The organism is Streptomyces sp. JH14 (assembly GCF_029428675.1).
Lineage (GTDB): Bacteria > Actinomycetota > Actinomycetes > Streptomycetales > Streptomycetaceae > Streptomyces.
Genome location: NZ_JAJNEL010000002.1, coordinates 150,252 through 168,023 on the forward strand (window position 1 = coordinate 150,252; position 17,772 = coordinate 168,023).

The following is a 17,772-nucleotide window of genomic DNA, read 5'->3' on the forward strand; positions in this document are numbered from 1 at the left end:
CCTCAGGATGTCGCGGCCTTCGGCGGGTCCGCCTTCATGTCGTGCATGTCATGCCCGTCGTGCGGATCGTAGCCCGGGACCGTGCCGTCCGGCTTGGCGACCAGCAGCAACCCGGCCATGCCCATGTCGGAGTGACTCTGCACGTGGCAGTGGTACATCCAGGCGCCCGCGCCCACGTGTTCGCCCGCGATGACCTGGAAGCCGAACGAGTCCGCCGGGCCGACGATCTTCGTGTCGATGACCCGGCTGGGATCGTCGGGGCCGGTGAGCAGGCCGGTGCGGTTGTCGGCCCAGCGGTGACCGTGGACATGGAACGTGTGGTAGTACTCGCCGTGCGTGATCATGATGACTTCGAGCCGGTCGCCCACCGTGGCCTCGAAGTTGGGGCTCTGACCGGCCGGTGCGTTGTTGATCGTCATGTCGTTGAAGACGATCGCGATCGTCTTGTCCGGCAGGATGTCACCCTTGCGCCGGACGATCACCGGACCGTACAGCCCCTTGCGGATGCCGCCCGAGCCGTGGTCCGTCCCGACGACATGGTCGTGGTAGTGCCAGTAGCCCGCACTGCCCGGCTGCCAGGTGCCGTCCGCCCTGCGGCCCGGCGCGTGGGTGCGCCAGGTGTACGTACGGGTGCCGCCCGGTTCGACGATGCTGTTGTTCATCCGCGTGCCGTCGCTCGCGATGTCGTAGTCGACGCCGTGCGCATGGAGGCTTGCGGCCATGTCCATGGTGTTCTCGAACTCGATGTGCAGGGTGTCGCCCTCGTTGAGTTCGATGAGCGGTCCCGGGACCGTCGCCTTGCCCTTCTCGAAGCCGTACCCCATTCGGCCATCGGCCAACTTCTCCGCATACAGCTTCAGATGGCGCACCACCCCGCCCGCCGGTGCGGTACTCGGCCAGGGTTCCGCCGAGCTGGCTTCGACCGTTCCGAGCGACAACGATGTCACGCCGGTCGCCGCCGCAACCCCGCCTCCCACCAGGAACCGGCGGTTGAAGCTCCTGCGATCCATGTCGAACTCCCCACTGTCAGACGGGTGTTGTGGAGTCTCTCTGAGACCGTCGGGACCCAGGTGACCCCCGGCACGGGCCACGCCGTAGCCCGGGGACTTTCGTTTATCCACACTAAGGACGAAGTTCGCGCCATTGGCGCCATAGCCGTTGGCGAGTCGCGAAAAGAGGTCTAGCTTCATCGGCTGTTGCAGTGATCAAGCAGCCGTACCGGCACCGCAATCTGCCGGACCCGAGCAAGCCGCTCGGCTGGTACGACTGCGACCGTCCCAGGAACGAGTCCCCGAACAACGACGGCCTGGTGAATCTGCCGCCGATCACGTCCAACACCATCTGGTACTCGCCGCAGGGCGGTGGCGTGGACCACCCGCGTGACGCCGACGGAATCCCGAGCTACAAGGTGGAGGAGCAGAAGCAGCTGCTGCCGCGGCTCAAGGGCGGCGGCCAGGCCACGATGAACGGGCCGGTGTACCGGTACGACGCGGCAAGCACCAGCGCCGACAAGTGGCCCTCGTACTGGGACGGCAAGTGGTTCGTCGGTGACTTCTACGACGACACGCAGCCGCGGCACGCCGTGCTCACCGACCCGAAGACGATCGGCAAGGGCGGCATGCCGACCCAAGCCCCTGAAGAACCGTCCGGGGCGAACTTCCAGTCCATCAGGTTGTGGATGCCGTCCGCCCCGACCGGGATGATGACTGTGTCCGCGTACGCGAGGTACGGGGTGGTGGACCAGCACTACTCGATCTACCGCAACGGTGTCCTGCTGAACGAGTTCGACAACAACGGCGGACAGGTCTTCGAACCGCCGCGGGGCGACGACCCGGGCACCGACGGCCGGCGTTACTCGTCCGGCTACATCGGACTCCAGGTCCACAGCACCTCGGACGTGATCTCGTACCGCGGCATCCGGGTCAAGGAGCTGTAGCCGCTCAGGCGGAGTCAGGTGGCCGCGGCCGCATGCTGAGGCATGTGATCGCGGTCCTGCGGGTGCCGGTGGCACCACACCAGGAACACGGTGCAGGAGACCAGCGACCATCCGGCGAGCACCAGGTACGGGAAGACCCGCTGGTGACCGTGGTAGTAGACGGCGGCGTGCTGGGCGTTGACCGAGGCGCCCGGGGGGAGCCAGCGGCCGATGAAGCCGAGAACCGACGGCAGGAGCGGCCAGGACACCGCACCGCCCGAGGACGGGTTGCCCAGCAGCACCATCAGTCCCCAGGTGGGAATCATCGCCCAGCGCCCCATCAGGGCGTTGAACATGGTGAAGACCATGCCGGTGGTGAACATGGTGAGGGAGAGGATCATCCACGACTGGAGGAACGGCAGCTTGACGGAGCTGAGCAGCCAGTCCACCACGGCGGTGATCGCGAACCCGCCGAGCAGGGCGTAGGCGGCGGTGAACCCCATCCGGTCCAGGGGCGGCAGCGCCTTGGCGTGCACACTCAGCTGGATGGCGCCGAGGAATCCGATGATCACCGCGGCGAGCGAGATGTAGAAGAGGGCGAGGCCGCGCGGGTCGCCCCGCTGCAGCGGCTTCACGTCCGTGACCTTGACCTGCACATGGGCCGCTTCCCCCACTTTCAGGCTGGACTCGGCGAGCAGCTGGGCGACGGAGGCCCCGGACGCACTCGCGATGTCCAGGCCGACCCCGCCGTTCTCGGACCGCAGGATGGCGAAGACCTTCTGCTCCTCCAGTGCGGTGCGTGCTTCTGCTTCGGTGGCGTACTCATGGAGCACCAGCGAGGTATCCAGCACGTCCTCCAGGCGGCCGAGGAAGAGCTTGGCCCGCGCGGTGTCGAGGTCGCCGACCGCGGCGGCCGGAATGTTGCGCGGGGTCGGGTTGGCCATCGCGTACGTGTAGGAGCCGGCGAAGAGCCCGGCGGCGGCCGCGATGATGAACAGGAGTACGACAGCCGGAAGATACGGGGACGCCTTGAACTCCGCCCACCGGTCACCGCGGGCCGGGGGCCGGCCACGTTCCCCGTGCGGGGTGACGGGCTCCAGGTCGGGCGCGCTCATTCCTCCCCGTCCTCGTCGTGCCGGGCGCGGCTCGGCTGGACCCGCTTCGGTTCGCCGGGCATCTTCGGGTACTCCGGCGGGTAGGGCATGTCGCCGAGCCCGCGCTCCTGCTCGTCGCGGTCCGCCAGTTCCAGCAGACCGTCGAGCCGGAACGCGTGGTCGTCCATGTCCGCGTGCACATCACCCACGTCCGCGTAGCGTTTCGGCATGGTCCTGATGTCGAAGTCGCGCGGTTCGGCGTCGTCGATCTCGTCCCAGCGCAGGGGTGCGGAGACCGGGGCATGCGGGCTGGGCCGTACGGAGTAGGCGGAGGCGATCGTCCGGTCGCGGGCCGTCTGGTTGAAGTCGACGAAGATGCGTTCGCCGCGCTCCTCCTTCCACCAGGCGGTGGTCACCCGGTCCGGCATCCGGCGTTCCAGTTCGCGTCCGGCGGCGATGGCGGCTCGGCGGACCTCGGTGAACGTCCAGCGGGGTTCGATCGGTACGAAGACATGGATGCCGCGGCCGCCGGACGTTTTGGGCCAGCCGCGCAGCCCGTGTTCGTCGAGGACGGCCCGCAGCTCGTGGGCGGCGGTGACCGCGTCCGCGTAGTCCGTGCCGGGCTGCGGATCGAGGTCGATGCGCAGCTCGTCGGGGTGGTCGGTGTCGGCGCTCCGTACCGGCCAGGGGTGGAAGGTGAGCGTGCCGAGGTTGGCCGCCCACAGGACGGCGGCGAGTTCGGTGGGGCAGACCTCGTCGGCGGGCCGGCCGCTGGGGAACGTGATCCGGGCGGTGGGGATCCAGTCGGGAAGGTTCTTCGGGGCGCGCTTCTGGTAGAAGAAGTCGCCGTCGAGGCCGTCCACGAAGCGCTGGAGGGTGGTCGGCCTGTCGCGCAGGGCGCGGGTGATCCCGCCGCCCACGGAGAGGAAGTACTCGGCGACGTCCCTCTTCGTGTAGCCCTTCTCCGGGAAGTACACCTTGTCAGGGCTGGACAGCCGTACCGCCCGCCCGCCCGCATCCAGTTCCACCGCTGTTCCCGCTGCGCCCATGGGGCCACGCTAGGCCGGGCTCACATATGCCGCATATCGGAAGCCTCATGGAGATATCCGGGTAAGAATCGCTGCATGGATCTGCCGGTGATGCCGCCCGTGAAGCCGATGCTCGCCAAGTCCGTGTCCAAGATCCCGCCCGGAATGCAGTACGAGGCCAAATGGGACGGCTTCCGGGCGATCGTGCACCGCGACGGCGACGAGGTGGTGATCGGCAGCCGCACCGGCAAGCCGCTCACCCGCTACTTCCCCGAGCTGATCACGGCAGTTCGGGAGAATCTGCCGCCGCGCTGTGTGATCGACGGGGAGATCGTCGTCGTGCACGAGGGACGGCTGGACTTCGACCGGCTCAGCGAGCGCATCCACCCGGCCGATTCACGGGTGCGGCTGCTGGCCGAACAGACCCCGGCCAGCCTGGTCGCCTTCGACATCCTCGCGGTGGGCGACGACTCCCTGCTGAGTACCCGGCAGGCGGACCGGCGCGCGGTGCTGGAAGCGGCGTTGTCCGGTGCCTCGGCCCCCGTCCATCTCGCCCCCGCGACCACGGACCCGGCCGTCGCCCAGCAGTGGTTCGAGCGGTACGAAGGGGCCGGGCTCGACGGTGTCGTCGCCAAACCGCTCGATCTGCCGTACCGCCCCGACGCCCGCGTCATGTACAAAATCAAGCACGAGCGGACCGCCGACTGTGTGGTGGCGGGCTACCGCTACCACAAGAGCGGCCCGATCGTCGGCTCGCTACTGCTCGGCCTGTACGACTCCGGGGGCGCCCTGCAGCACGTCGGGGTGTGCGCCGCCTTCCCGATGAAGCGCCGCGAGGAGCTGGTGGCGGAGCTGGAGCCGGTGCGGACCGATTTCGCCGACCACCCGTGGGCGGCCTGGGCCGACACCACCGCGCACGAGAGCGCCCGGCTGCCCGGTGCGCAGAGCCGCTGGTCCGGGAAGAAGGACCAGTCCTGGGTGGCGCTGCGTCCGGAGCGGGTGTGCGAGGTGGCGTACGACCATATGGAGGGCGACCGGTTCCGGCACACCGCCCAGTTCCGCCGGTGGCGGCCGGACCGCGCCCCCGGCGGCTGCACGTACGCGCAGCTGGAAGAGGTGGTGCGGTACGACCTGGCCGAGGTGCTGTCAGCCCGCTGACGCCGGCTCCGTCGGTGTGGCACAGGGGTCGTCTCCCGGGCTGGGGTCCGGCGACGGCGAGTCCGTGGCACCTGCCGGGTCGGGCGACGGGGTGTCCGTGGGGCAGCCGGGGTCCGTACCGGGGTCGGGTTCCGAGGTGCTGGGGTCGGGATCGGGGGTCGTCCCGGGGTCGGGATCGGCCGAACCGCTCTCGGTCGGGTCCGGATCCGCCGAACCGCTCTCGGTCGGGTCGGGGCTGCCCGGGTCGGTGGAGGTGCTCGGGTCCGGCGAGGCGGAGCCGGTCAGCGAGAGCTCCAATGTGGTGCTGAACGACGCCCAGACTTACGTGACGACGATCAACGACCCTGGCAGCGCCGCCCCCGACGCGGGCAGACTGCTGTCGCAGTACTGGCACTCGGCGGCCCAGTAGCCACTGCCGGGTGCGTCACGGAAGGCATGGTGGGGCCAGGCTCCTGGTGGAGGTGACCCCATCAGGGCGTGCGTACCCAGCGCGGAACGGGAACCTCCTGCGCTGCGGCCGGGGCTACGGCTGACCGTCGTCGGTCGAGCCGCACGGGTCCTCGGGGCCGTCGGGGTCGTCGGACGTCTGCCACTGGTCGCTGACCACACGGTCCGGCAGGGCTGCCACCACGTCGTTGAGCCGCGCGCAGAGCCGCTTGATCTGCTCGTGGGTGCGGTTCCGCTCGGTGATGACCGCCGCGAGCAGAAGCGCGGTCAGCGCGGTGGCCCCGTTGAAGGCCTGAAGCGTGACCATGTTGGTCAAGAGGTCCTCATGGGCGAACGGGCCCTCCCCGCGGTTGGCGGCCAGGATCGCCAGTGTGGAGACCCCCAGTGCGCACGACGCAGCACCGGCGCGCTCGAAGCCGAACGCGGCCCAGATCAGGAACGGGAAGACGAGGAAGAGCAAGGAGGCGCTGCGGCTGCCGGTCGCCAGGAGCGTGACGGCAAGGGTACCGATCAGCAGGGCCGCCGCTTCGGCCCACCGCCGGAGTGCCACACCCCGTGGCCACCGCGCCTCGCGCAGGACGAGCAGAAACGGCGCGACGACCAGTACGCCCATGGCGTCCCCCGTCCACCACACCGACCAGGTGGGCCAGAAGTCGCCCGCGGGCACGGCGCCGGAGAGCACGAGCACGCTGCTGCCGACGGAGGAGCTGACGAGCATCCCGCCCAGGGCGCCCAGGAAGACCAGTGCCAGCGCGTCGCGCAGCCGGTCCAGGTCGTTGTGGAACCCCGCACGCCGCAGCAGCAAGTAGGAGCAGACCGGCGCAAGCGTGTTGCCCGCCGCGATGGCCAGGACGGTGAGAGCCGTCGGACCGATGGCGACATTGGCGAGAAAGGCGCCGAGCGCGATACCCGGCCAGACCCGGAGTCCGAAGACGAGCAGGCCGGCCAGTGCGATGCCGGTCGGGGGCCAGAGCGGTGTGACCTGTCCGCGCACCAGTTGCTCGAGCAGGCCCAGCCGGGCAGCACCGTAGTAGACGGCGGCGACGGCGAGGATCAGTAGGGTCACGGCCGCGCTGTGCCGGAGATTCCGATCGGTCACCACGGCAGCCATCAGACACCACCTGGAAGGGCCCTCCCAGCGAGGACGCGCCGGAGAGGAAACGGGCGTACTCAATCCTTGCAGTGCCCGGGGAGACCGGCATATCGGACTACGAGCACGGCGGCGTCATCCGAGTGGCCCGTCAGGTCGGCCACCTCGATCACGTCGCCGGCCAGCTGGTCGGGATCCCTGTCGTACCCCTTGCGCACCAGCCGGGCCACCGCTTTCAGCCCCTCCTCGATGGGGCAGGACGGCCCCTCCACCACCCCGTCGGTGACCAGGACCAGCGATCCCGACTGCGTCAGCCATCGCCGGGTCACCGGATAGGTCTCCCCGGCCAGGATGCCGAGGGGTGGGCCACCTTGTGCGAGCACGATGCCGGAGCGGCCGGTGGAGTTGGCCCAGACCATCGGAACGTGCCCTGCCCGGGAGACGGCGAGCGCGCCGGTCGCCGGGTCGAAGTTCATGAAGCAGCACGTGGCGAAGAGGCCGCAGCTCATGGAGATGAGCAGATCATTGGCGCGGCTCAGCACCTCGCCCGGGTCGGTCGTGGAACTGGCGACGGCCCGCAGGCTGGTGCGGGCCTGCCCCATGAACGCGATCGCCTCCACGTCATGGCCCTGTACGTCACCGATGGCGATCCCGACCGACTCGTTCGCCATCGGAAAGGCGTCGTACCAGTCGCCCCCCACGTCGAGGCCGTCGCGCGAGGGAGCGTAGCGGGCGGCGATGGCCAGTCCGGGCAGCTGGGGAAGCCGGGGCGGGAGCAGATGACGCTGCAGGGCCATGGCCAGTTCCACTCGGGCACGCTGGATCCTGATCCGCTCCAGCGCCTGGTCGACAAGACGCCCGAGGGTGAGCAGGGCTTCCTGGGTGTTGTCGGCGTGGGTGTTGTCGGCGTGGGTGGTGCGGTGTCCGCGCATGGCCCCTCCGGGGCGCTCTTACGTGTCCCGTGTACCACCATAGTTCTGCGCACCGGGAAGACGGACCATCGGCTGACGGTGCAGGCGCCCTCGGACGCGAGCCATGAATCCAGCCTTCTGTTCTGCTTCGGAGTCGGCGGACGGTGCCGTTCCGATGACATCCCTTGAATTTCCGCACCGACCACATCACAGGCATTGGATTTGAGATCGTCGATGAAACCGGTTTCTGCCTCTTGAAGTCCTGAACCCGTCTCGAGAGTGCCGTCGGCATCAGAGGCTCACGCTGCCGTCGACCCAGCTGGGGTTGGCGTTCTGCCCGATGGCGTTGATCTTCCAGGGCGACGCCTCAGGATGTGTGACCCGGGTTCGGGGACTCGCCTCCGGCCGGTTCAGGCGGATCTCCCGGACGGGGTCACAGGACAGAGAAGTGGCAGTCCGACCTGACGACTGCGCGACCGCTTGCGTTCGGCGATGACGCTACGGGCGAGTAACTCTGCTTCGCGATACTCGGGCGAAGAATTCGCGAAAGCGCGCTCACCGACCGATAAATTGTTCCGGGGCGAGTATCGTTCCGTGGATTCTTATCCAGAAGTGAGCAGTTCCGGCCCGGGGCGTCATGCGGCCCCCCAGCCGGATCGACCGATCGGCGACCGAAGTCTCGGCAACTCCCCACGTCACAGCCCCTGCCGGAAGGCGGCGCCGGTCCCGGAGCACGGGCAGCGCAGCCGCCCGCAGCAGCGCCCCTCGACTTCACCGCGCCCACGCAGTCGAATTACCACCGGAATACCGACTGCGACACTTTCCCTTGCGGGTGACGGCAGCCCAGGTTTTCCCCGACAATCCGGAAATTCTTGCCATCGCATGATGCTCCTGCCGACGCGCCCGCTCCCGTCCGCCGGAACCCGGCGCGGCAGCGGCCCGGCCTCGGCCCGGCGATACATGCCCCATGCATTTCGTCCTGTCACGCCTGTGTGCAGGGGCCCCGCCTTGGACTATCTTCAACAGCCCACGCTGGTACGCACCTGACGGCGCATGGGAGCGCTCTCCCATGGCCCATCTCCCATCGGGCGCCGGAGAGCAAGGGGGCACAGGTATGCCAGGCGTTGCACGACCCTCCGACATCGGAGAACCACTGGGACCACTGCCGCAGGAGTTCGCCGCGCTCGTGCGGCCCGAACTTCCCAGTCTGATCAAGGAGATCGGGCTGGAGGTGACACGCGCCTACCCGGAGTACGCGCGACTGCTCGAAGGGCCGTACGGACAGGGGATTCGCATCGGCGTGGAGCAGAGCATTTCCGTCTTCGTCGACCAGGTCGCCGAACCCGCGGCGCCTTCCCCGCTGCGCGACGAAATGTGCCGGAGGTTCGGCCGGTTCGAGGCGTACGAGGGCCGGAGCCTGGACCAGTTGCAGGGCGCGTACCGGCTCGGCGCCAGGATCTCGCTGCGTCGGGCCAAGAAGGTCGGCCGGCGTTACAACCTCTCCCCCACCATGGTGCTCAGCTTCGCCGACGCGCTGTTCACCTACGTCGACGAGCTCGAAGCCCTGTCCCGTGAGGGTTACCTGGAGGTCAGGGCCGCCTCCGTCGACCACACGGACACTCTGCGGCGGCGCCTGCTGCATCTGCTGCTCGCCGGCCCGCCGGTGCCCCGTACCGCCATTGCCGAACTGTGCGAACAGACCGGTTGGGTACTGCCCGAACAGGTGACGCTGGCCGCGGTGCGCGGACCTGCGGGCCTCGAACGGCTCACCGCGGACCGCGACATCCTGGCCGACTTCACCGACCCGCAGCCACACTTACTGTTCGGGACCGCTCACCGACGTGCGAAGACGCATGCTCGACCACGCGCTCCCGGGTACCCACGCCGCCATCGGCCTGACCGTTCCGACCGCCCTCGCGTCCGACTCGATCCGCTGGGCCCGCCATGTACTCGAGCTCATCGCCTCCGGCATCATCGACGACGCTCCGATCGTCCTCTGCGAGGACCACCTCATCACCCTGTGGCTTCTCTCCGACCCGGTCCTCCTCGACCAGCTCGCCCGGCGCGAGCTCGCCCCGATCGCTAAAATCGGTGCCGGCCGGCGCGAACGGCTCATCGAGACGCTGCGGATCTGGCTCGACACCCGGGGAACCGCCGCCCAGATGGGCGCGCTGCTCGCCGTACACCCACAGACCGTCCGCTACCGTATGCGCAATCTGGAGACCATCTTCGGCGACCAGCTCGTCGATCCCGAGTCCCGGTTCTCGACCGAGGCCGTACTCCGCGCGATGCAGTTACGCGTCCGAGGCGGCGAAGATCCGCTCTGAGCGACGCGGTGCAGAGCGGATCCCGACACGAGCACGTACCCCACAAGGAGTCAACTTACTTACGAGTAAGGGGAAATAGCCGGTCACTCCTGAACGGTTGCCAGACGGAGACGTACTCAACAAGAAACCTGGAACTGCGTCCCGTTACATAGGGAGGAGGCGACCGCCCACCCGGCGGCCGCCCAGCACCACCTCCTGGTCAACCATCCGAGAGGGAATCCCCATGACTGCCTCGCACCTCCTCGTCCCGGTGCCGATCCCGGACCGGGTCGCCGCGCTGATCGGGTCCTGCATCCCGCCGCACATCCTGCAGGCGGAGATCGACGCCGCGTGCGCCGCCCGTGAGATCCGCCGGTTCCGAGGGCCCCTGCTCGGGATCGAGGACCAGGCCGACCGCGAGCAGGCCCTGTCCGAGCTGGCACGGGCCAACAAGATCCTTGCCGCGCACCACCCCGGGCTGGCGGTGCGCGCCGGAAGCTCCTGGTGACCGCGCCGGACCGCGGTGATCGGGGTGCAACGGGCCACGAGACAATGGACGGCGGCAAAGCTGCCGATCCACTGTTCGCACACACCCCCTGGGAAACGCCATGCCCGCCGGTCCGCGCCCGTCCGTCCTCTTCGTCACCGATCTTGCCTACGAGGCGCGCGGGCGACGCTACTGTGACGAGGACATCTTCCTGACGTCGCGGCTTCGCGAGGAATTCGATGTCGCACTCTGCCATCCGCGGGACGCCGCCGAGCTGCTGGACGGCTTCGATGCCGTCGTCGTACGCAACAGCGGCCCGGTGCTGCACTACCAGGAGGCGTACGACGTGTTCTGTGCCCGCGCACGCGAGCGGAACGTGGCGGTGTACAACCCGCTGACCGGGCGCGGTGACATGGCGGGCAAGCAGTATCTGGTCGACCTGAGCGCCGCGAAGTACCCGGTGATCGCGACCGTGGACCGGGCCGGCGACCTGGGCCTGTTGCCCGAGGCGGCGGAGTACGTGATCAAGCCGAAGCTGGGCGCGGACTCGGTCGGGCTGCGGTTCGTCGCGCCGGACCGGCTCGCGGCCGAGGTCGGCGCCGAACCGGACGGCACCGTGCTCGTGCAGCCGAAGATCGACTTCCGCTACGAGGTGTCCTTCTACTTCATCGACAGGGACTTCCAGTACGCGCTGTACGCACCGCACACCCACCGGCGCTGGGTGCTGGAGCCGTACGAGCCGACGGCGGAGGATCTGGAATTCGCCCGGCGGTTCGTGGAGTGGAACGACCTCGCGCACGGCATCCAGCGGGTCGACGCCTGCCGAACGGCTGACGGCGAGCTGCTGCTCGTCGAGCTGGAGGACCTCAATCCGTATCTCTCGCTCGACCGGGTGGCCGAGCCGGTACGGGAGGCGTTCGTGACCCGGATGAAGGCATCGGTACGCGAGCTGATCCGCTGACCCGTCCGGCCGTCCCCCGCATGCGGGGTGCCGGGGCCGGTGTGAGGGTGCAAGCGTGACCACTGCCAGCGAGACCGCATCCGCCGCGCAGAGTGCCGTCGCGCCGCCCGTGCTCGACCCGCGTCGCCGGAACATCGTCTTCACCACGATCGTGCTGGGGATTCTGCTGGCCGCTCTGGACCAGACGATCGTGGGCACGGCGCTGCCCACGATCGTCTCGGATCTGGGCGGCGCCGCCCATATGTCCTGGGTGGTCACCGCGTATCTGCTCGCCGAGACCGTGTCGACGGTCCTGGTCGGCAAGTTCGGTGATCTCTTCGGCCGGAAGATCGTCTTCCAGGTCTCGGCGATCATCTTCGTCACCGGGTCGTTCCTGTGCGGTCTCGCGACCAACATGACGATGCTGATCATCTGGCGAGGGCTGCAGGGCATCGGCGCGGGCGGACTGATGGTCACCTCGATGGCGCTGATCGCCGATGTGATCCCGTTGCGCGAACGCGGCAAGTACCAGGGCGCGATGGGAGCGGTCTTCGGGTTGGCCACGGTGGTCGGGCCGCTGCTCGGCGGGCTGTTCACCGACCATCTCTCATGGCGCTGGGCGTTCTACGTCAATGTGCCGATCGCGATCGTGGTGGTGATCGCCGCCGCCCGGACGATCCCGGCGGTCAAGGCGTCCGGACGGCCGGTCATCGACTATCTGGGCATCACCATGGTCACGGTCGGTGCGAGCGCCCTGATCCTGGCGACCAGCTGGGGCGGCAATCAGTACCCCTGGTCGTCGCCCGTCATCATCGGTCTCTTCGCCGGCGGTGTCGTCGCGCTCGCCCTCTTCTGCCTGGTGGAGCTCCGGGCGAAGGAACCGATGCTGCCGATGCGGCTGTTCCGGAACCCGGTCTTCACCGTCTGCTCGGTGCTCAGCTTCATCGTGGGCTTCGCGCTGCTCGGTGCGATGATCTTCCTGCCCACGTATCTGCAGTTCGTGGACGGGAACTCGGCGACCCTGTCGGGCGTGCGGACGCTACCGCTCATCATCGCTCTGCTCGTCGCCTCGATCTTCAGCGGCAATGTCGTCAGCAAGACCGGCAGGTACCGGATCTTCCCCATCGTCGGTTCGCTGATCATGGCGGCGGGGCTGTTTCTGCTGTCCCGGATGGGGCCGGACAGCGGGGTCTGGCTGGAGTCGGTGTACATGCTCGTGCTCGGTATCGGCATCGGGCTGTCCATGCAGGTGCTGACGATCGCCGTGCAGAACACTGTCGACTACGCGGACCTCGGCACGGCGACGTCCGGCGTGACGTTCTTCCGTACGCTCGGCAGTTCCTTCGGTACCGCCGTCTTCGGCACGATCTACGCCAACACGCTGGGGCCGAACCTGACCGAGGGGGTCGCCGCCGCCGCGCGGGCGGGTGGCGATCCCGCGGTTCTGGCCCAGGCGGCGCAGAACCCGAAAGGACTGCACAGCCTGCCGCCCGGGCAGTCCGCGCCACTGATCCAGGCGTATACCGACACGCTCCACACCGTGTTCCTGTGGACCGTGCCGGTCGCGCTGCTCGGATTCGTCGTGGCCCTCGGCCTGAAAGAGGTGAAACTGCGGGACACCGCACGGGCCGGCTCGACCGACATGGGCGAGGGGTTCGCCTCCCCGAGCGACGGGGACTCGGCGAAGCTGCTCGAGTTCTCGGTGGCGAAGATCGTGCGGGGTATGGGCCCGGACACGGCCCGGCGGATCGTCACCGCCTCGGACACCCGGCTCGACATGGCGGGCGCCTGGGCGGTGATGCAGGTCGAACTGTTCACCAGGATGGTCGGCCATGCGGGCCTCGGTCTGATCGCGACCCGGCACCGGATTCCGCCCGAGGTGCTGGTGCCGGTCTTCGACCGGATGATCGAGGAGGGGTATCTCAGCGGGGACGGCCATCTCTTCACGCAGACCGAGGCGGGCCGCCGTGAGTCGGCGGCGATCTCCCGCGCCTGGGCCGACTGGCTGGGTGGGCAGCTGGACCGCGACGGCACACGCCCCGACGACAGGCAGCTGCGGGCCGCGGTCGATGTGATCGCCAAACGGCTGCTGGCGGAGGACCTGGAGCAGGAGCTGTCCCCGGCGGGCACGGACGGGGCGACCCGGGTACGTGTCCCGGCCTGAGCCGGGCGCCGTCATCCGCAGATCAGTCGACGAAGACCGGTTCCGTGTAGACCCAGGCACCCTCGTACCGGACGAACCGGCTCTGCTCGTGCAGCGAGTCCGCTCGGCCGCGGTCCGTGTAATGGGCCCGGAAGGTGACCGTGCCAGTGGTGTGGAAGGCGCTGCCGTCCGTGGCCGCGAGGATCTCCAGTCGCACCCAGCGCATGCCCGGATCGAAGTCGATGGCGGGCGGCCGGGTGTCCGGGTGCCAGGTGCGGAGCAGATACGCCGCGTCCTGGACCACGAAGGCGGCGTACCGCGAACGCATCAGCGCCTCGCAGGTCGGCGCGGCGGCGTTCCCGGCGTGCAGCCGTCCGCAGCAGTCGGCGTACGTGGCGGGCAGGCCGCACGGGCATGGCGAGGCCGGCGTGATCGCGGTGGCCGGGGCGGTGCGGGTGCGTGCGGCGGCGGTCTGCCGGGGGCGTGAGCTGCGTCGGGACATGGATCCATTGTGGCCTGCGGCGGGATCGGGCCGGCGGGCCCGGGTGGACGCAGCTGTACGGGACCGGCGTGTCACCGCGTCCCCGTGAGGCGGCGGCATTCGGTGGGCCCGAGCCCCGCGCGGCGGCGCAGCCGCGCCCCGGCAAAGCCGGGAAAGGCAGGGCTTGACACTCTGTCGGGCCACGGGTCAGAGTCCCGCCGATGGAGATCACCGCGCTGACCCCCGCCGAGCGCCGTGTCCGGGACGCGTTCCCGCGCGGTGCCACTGTCGATTTCCGTACCGGAGTGGAAGCCGAGGACGACCCGGAGACCGGGCAGGGCTGGGGCCCTGAGCGCACCGTGCGCGCCGACGTACTGAGGGCCCTGCTGGTCTGCGGCGCGCGGGAGGACGGCCAGGTGCCCGCCCTGCGCATCCTGGGGGCACGGATCACGGGCGCGCTCCATGTGCGGTACGTGATCGCCGAGTGCGCGGTGCTGCTGGCCGGATGTCATTTCGAGGAGACCCCGAATCTGTACGGCGCGCAGCTGCGCCAGCTCAATCTGAGCAATTCGGTGCTGCCGGGGCTGACGGCCGCGACCGTCCGGATCGACGGAGTGCTGCGGCTGACCGACTGCCGGATCTCCGGTCCGGTCCGGCTCGGCGGCTCGAAGATCACCCAGGCGCTGTTCTTCGACCGGGCCCGCATCGGGGTGGACGCGAACGGCACGACGGCCCTCAATGACGAGGCCGTTCTGCAGCTGAACCACGCGGTCGTCGAGGACGACCTGTGGTGGCCGGGGCTAGTGGTGCACGGTGAGGTCCGGCTCGACGGAGTCGCCGTCAGCGGGCAGATCCGGCTCGACGACGCCGAACTGCACCACCCCGGGGCAACCGCGCTGCAGGCCGAGAACCTCGGTGTCGGTTCCGACGTCCACGGGATGCGGATCCGTATCCAGGGGCGGGTCGATCTGCGCGGCGCCCGGATACCGGGGCAGCTCAATTTCGCGTACGCCCGGCTGTCCAATCCCGGCGGCATGGCGCTGCGTGCCAGCGGTGCCACGATCGGCGAGCTGTGGCTGCGGGAGGCCACCCCGGTCAGCGGCGGAATGAATCTGCGCCGGGCAAAGGTCGATCTCATCCACGCCGACCCGGCGGTCTGGCCGCAGTCGGCCCAGCTGGACGGGCTGACCTACACGGTCCTGCTCCCCCATCTGCCGGCCGGTCAGCGGCTGCCCCTGCTCGAACGGGACGCGGAGGGCTATGTGCCGTACGCGTACGAGCAGTTGACGGCGGCGTACCGGAGGATCGGCGACGACGACGCCGCGCGTACGGTGCTGCTCGCCAAGCAGCGCAGACACCGCGCCACACTGCCCGGGTACGCCCGGGTGTGGGGGTACCTCCAGGATGTCACCGTCGGATACGGCTTCCGGCCGGTACGGGCCGCCGCCTGGCTCTTCTCGCTGCTGCTGGCGGGGTCACTGGCCTACGGACTGCATCATCCGCCGCCGCTGAAGGCGGACGAGGCGCCGCCGTTCAGCGCGCTGTTCTACACGCTGGACCTGCTGCTGCCGATCATCGACTTCGGACAGGAGAAGGCGTTCAATCCGCAGGGCTGGTACCAGGGGCTGTCGTACCTGCTGATCGTGACCGGGTGGCTGCTCGCGACGACGATCGCCGCGGGCATCACCCGGTCGGTCAGCCGGCAGTGACCCCGCCGCGGCCTCGCCGGGCCGGGGTCACGGCTTGCGGGCCACTCCCGCGTACCCCGGGATCGGCTCGTCGCCCCGGACGTCGATGGCCTCGCCGAGCTCCGCGTGCCAGTCCGAGGAGAGGGTGACACCCGGTTCGACGAGCTCGAGCCCGCCGAAGAACGCACTGAGTTCGGCGTGCGAGCGCGGACGCAGCGTCATTCCGCGGGCCTTGTACATGGCGGACGCCTGAGCCGCACCCTCGGGGTTGAAGTCCCCGGTGGTGTGCGAGAGCACCAGATAGCTGCCCGAGGGGAGCTGCGCCACGAGCCGGTCGACGAGCTCGGCCGCACCGTCCTCGTCGTCGAGGAAGTGCAGCAGGGCCAGCAGGGACAGCGCGATGGGACGGCTGAAGTCGAGGACCTTGCCCGCCTGCTCGAGGATGGCCTCCGGTTCGCGGGCGTCGACCTGGATGTACTCGGTGGCGCCCTCGGGGGTGGAGCGCAGCAGGGCGGCCGCGTGCGCGAGGACGATCGGGTCGTTGTCGCAGTAGACGATGCGCGCGTCCGGGGCGGTCTGCTGGGCGATCTGGTGGAGGTTCGGCTCCGTGGGGATGCCGGTGCCGATGTCGAGGAACTGGCGTACGCCCTGCCCGGCGAGCCAGCGCGTGGCACGGTGCATGAACGCCCGGTTCACCCGTGCCATGTCGCGGCCCCGTGAGTCGAGGGCGAGGAGCTGCTGGGCCATCTGTTCGTCGACCGGGTAGTTGTCCTTGCCGCCGAGGAACCAGTCGTACATCCGGGCGGGATGCGGCTTGCTGGTGTCGATCTCGATCGGCTGCGGGTCGTGCCCGGTCATAGCGCGCTCCTTGGGTCCGTGGATCGGCGAACAGAGGCTGCCGGCGCGGACAGGCGCCGGCTCTTCGGTGTCCGGTGTGCGCGTCAGGTTCCGGTCAGGAGGAAGTCCGCCTGACCGGCCTTGGCGCCCTGGATGAATGCGGCGATCTCACGGGGGGTGTAGATCAGGGCGGGGCCGTCGGGATCCGCGGACTGGCGTACAGCGACTCTGCCGTCGGCCAGCTTCATGGCCTCGACGCAGTTGCCACCATTACCGCCGCTCCACGGCTTGTACCAGCCTTCGGAGCCGAGTTCGGCGGCCGGCATGCCGTTGTATATGGGTTCCATCATCACAGCTCCTTGCGGAAGTCCCGGAGGATTTCCTTCGTGCGTTGTGCAGTTGCGGCCTGGGCCGCCATGCGGTCCATGACTTCGAGGTAGGAGGCCACCTCGGGGCGCGCGTCGAAGTAGACGGCACCGGTCAGGTACTCGCTGAACACCATGTCGGGCAGTTCGGGGACGGCGAAGCGGAAGAGGACGAACGGACCGTAGGTGCCCGGGTGGTGGCCGGTAGCGAACTCCGCGATCTGCAGCGTCACATTGGGCATCTCGGTCGCCTGGAGCAGCCGGTCGGTCTGCTCGCGCATGGCGTCGGCGCTGCCGACGGGCCGGCGCAGGACCGTCTCGTCCATCACCACCCACAGCCTCGGCGCGTCCGGCCGCGTCAGCAGGGCCTGGCGTTCCATCCGCAGCGCCACATGGCGCTCGATGTCCTCGGGCCGGGTCTGGCCGATGGCTCCGGTGCGCATCACCGAACGTGCGTAGTCCTCGGTCTGCAGGAGTCCGGGGATGAAGTGCGGTTCGTACATGCGCAGAAGGCTCGCGGCGCCCTCCAGACTGACGTACATGCTGAACCAGTCGGGCAGGACGTCGTGGAACCGCTGCCACCAGCCGGGCTTGTTGGCCTCCTCGGCGAGCTCGACGAAGGAGTCTGCCTCCTCGTCGGCGATCCCGTAGGCCTTCAGGAGCAGTTGCACATAAGGGATCTTGAGCGCGACCTCCGCGGTCTCCATCCGGCGAATCGTCGCAGGAGCTACCCGCAGCACCTTGGCAGCCTGCTCACGGCTCAGGCCGACACGCTCCCGCAGATCCTGCAGGCGCTTGCCGAGAACGACCTGACCCACGGTCGGGGCGGACCGCGGTTCGCTCACTTCAGACCTCCCGATGCGCTGTTTGCGAGCAGTGTGC

The 17,772-nt window shown here is 69.1% G+C and carries 15 protein-coding genes and 2 pseudogenes; 8 read left to right on the plus strand and 9 right to left on the minus strand.

Going from position 1 to position 17,772, the window contains the following annotated elements:
• Positions 1-2: 2 nt before the first annotated feature.
• Positions 3-1,010 carry a multicopper oxidase domain-containing protein gene (locus LRD69_RS30280; RefSeq protein WP_277330041.1) on the minus strand — a complete coding sequence of 336 codons (1,008 nt, stop codon included), beginning with the start codon at positions 1,008-1,010 and terminating at the stop codon, positions 3-5.
• Between the two features lie 200 nt (positions 1,011-1,210).
• On the opposite strand from LRD69_RS30280, the pseudogene LRD69_RS30285 reads away from it, so the two are divergent.
• Positions 1,211-1,627, plus strand: a pseudogene (locus LRD69_RS30285) (ThuA domain-containing protein); the annotation flags it as partial.
• Between the two features lie 323 nt (positions 1,628-1,950).
• On the opposite strand, the gene LRD69_RS30290 reads toward LRD69_RS30285, so the two are convergent.
• Together LRD69_RS30290 and ligD are read right to left on the minus strand one after the other, a co-directional pair.
• Positions 1,951-3,030, minus strand: coding sequence for an ABC transporter permease (locus LRD69_RS30290; RefSeq protein ID WP_277330042.1), 1,080 nt, complete (start codon positions 3,028-3,030; stop codon positions 1,951-1,953).
• Positions 3,027-4,037, minus strand: a complete 1,011-nt coding sequence (gene ligD / locus LRD69_RS30295) for a non-homologous end-joining DNA ligase (protein ID WP_277330171.1) — start codon at positions 4,035-4,037, stop codon at positions 3,027-3,029. The genes LRD69_RS30290 and ligD overlap by 4 nt, the downstream gene beginning before the upstream one ends.
• A 96-nt stretch (positions 4,038-4,133) precedes the next feature.
• Between ligD and LRD69_RS30300 the strand changes: the two genes are divergently transcribed.
• Both LRD69_RS30300 and LRD69_RS30305 read left to right on the plus strand, forming a co-directional pair.
• A complete protein-coding gene (locus LRD69_RS30300; protein WP_277330043.1) occupies positions 4,134-5,195 on the plus strand; it encodes an ATP-dependent DNA ligase in 1,062 nt (353 codons plus the stop codon).
• 97 nt (positions 5,196-5,292) lie between these two features.
• A complete protein-coding gene (locus LRD69_RS30305) occupies positions 5,293-5,604 on the plus strand; it encodes a hypothetical protein (protein ID WP_277330044.1) in 312 nt (103 codons plus the stop codon).
• A 114-nt stretch (positions 5,605-5,718) separates the two neighbouring features.
• Here LRD69_RS30305 and LRD69_RS30310 read toward each other — a convergent pair whose 3' ends face one another.
• Positions 5,719-6,753 (minus strand): MASE1 domain-containing protein, encoded by a 1,035-nt coding sequence (locus tag LRD69_RS30310; RefSeq protein WP_277330045.1) that lies wholly within the window; start codon positions 6,751-6,753, stop codon positions 5,719-5,721.
• 59 nt (positions 6,754-6,812) lie between these two features.
• Positions 6,813-7,664 (minus strand): PP2C family protein-serine/threonine phosphatase, encoded by an 852-nt coding sequence (locus LRD69_RS30315; protein ID WP_277330046.1) that lies wholly within the window; start codon positions 7,662-7,664, stop codon positions 6,813-6,815.
• Between the two features lie 1,093 nt (positions 7,665-8,757).
• Between LRD69_RS30315 and LRD69_RS30320 the strand changes: the two are divergent.
• From LRD69_RS30320 to LRD69_RS30335, 4 genes and pseudogenes are all read left to right on the plus strand, one after another.
• A pseudogene (locus LRD69_RS30320) lies at positions 8,758-9,970 on the plus strand (helix-turn-helix domain-containing protein).
• Positions 9,971-10,193: 223 nt separating this feature from the next.
• The gene (locus LRD69_RS30325) at positions 10,194-10,457 is read left to right on the plus strand and encodes a hypothetical protein (protein WP_277330047.1); all 264 of its coding nucleotides are present in this window, start codon (positions 10,194-10,196) and stop codon (positions 10,455-10,457) included.
• Positions 10,458-10,557: 100 nt separating this feature from the next.
• Complete coding sequence (locus tag LRD69_RS30330; RefSeq protein ID WP_277330048.1) at positions 10,558-11,397, plus strand: hypothetical protein; 840 nt, start codon at positions 10,558-10,560, stop codon at positions 11,395-11,397.
• A 55-nt stretch (positions 11,398-11,452) separates the two neighbouring features.
• Positions 11,453-13,540, plus strand: coding sequence for an MDR family MFS transporter (locus LRD69_RS30335; protein ID WP_277330049.1), 2,088 nt, complete (start codon positions 11,453-11,455; stop codon positions 13,538-13,540).
• A gap of 22 nt (positions 13,541-13,562) precedes the next feature.
• Here LRD69_RS30335 and LRD69_RS30340 read toward each other — a convergent pair whose 3' ends face one another.
• Positions 13,563-14,021 carry a YchJ family metal-binding protein gene (locus LRD69_RS30340; protein ID WP_277330050.1) on the minus strand — a complete coding sequence of 153 codons (459 nt, stop codon included), beginning with the start codon at positions 14,019-14,021 and terminating at the stop codon, positions 13,563-13,565.
• 200 nt (positions 14,022-14,221) lie between these two features.
• On the opposite strand from LRD69_RS30340, the gene LRD69_RS30345 reads away from it, so the two are divergent.
• On the plus strand, positions 14,222-15,709 hold the full coding sequence (locus LRD69_RS30345; protein ID WP_277330051.1) for a membrane-associated oxidoreductase: 1,488 nt from the start codon (positions 14,222-14,224) through the stop codon (positions 15,707-15,709).
• 27 nt (positions 15,710-15,736) lie between these two features.
• Here LRD69_RS30345 and LRD69_RS30350 read toward each other — a convergent pair whose 3' ends face one another.
• The 3 genes from LRD69_RS30350 to LRD69_RS30360 form a co-directional block, all read right to left on the minus strand.
• Positions 15,737-16,546 (minus strand): SAM-dependent methyltransferase, encoded by an 810-nt coding sequence (locus LRD69_RS30350; protein WP_277330052.1) that lies wholly within the window; start codon positions 16,544-16,546, stop codon positions 15,737-15,739.
• 83 nt (positions 16,547-16,629) lie between these two features.
• On the minus strand, positions 16,630-16,872 hold the full coding sequence (locus LRD69_RS30355; RefSeq protein ID WP_277330172.1) for a DUF397 domain-containing protein: 243 nt from the start codon (positions 16,870-16,872) through the stop codon (positions 16,630-16,632).
• Positions 16,873-16,874: 2 nt separating this feature from the next.
• Positions 16,875-17,735: a helix-turn-helix transcriptional regulator gene (locus LRD69_RS30360; protein ID WP_277330053.1), complete on the minus strand. Its 861-nt coding sequence runs from the start codon at positions 17,733-17,735 to the stop codon at positions 16,875-16,877.
• Between the last annotated feature and the right edge of the window lie 37 nt (positions 17,736-17,772).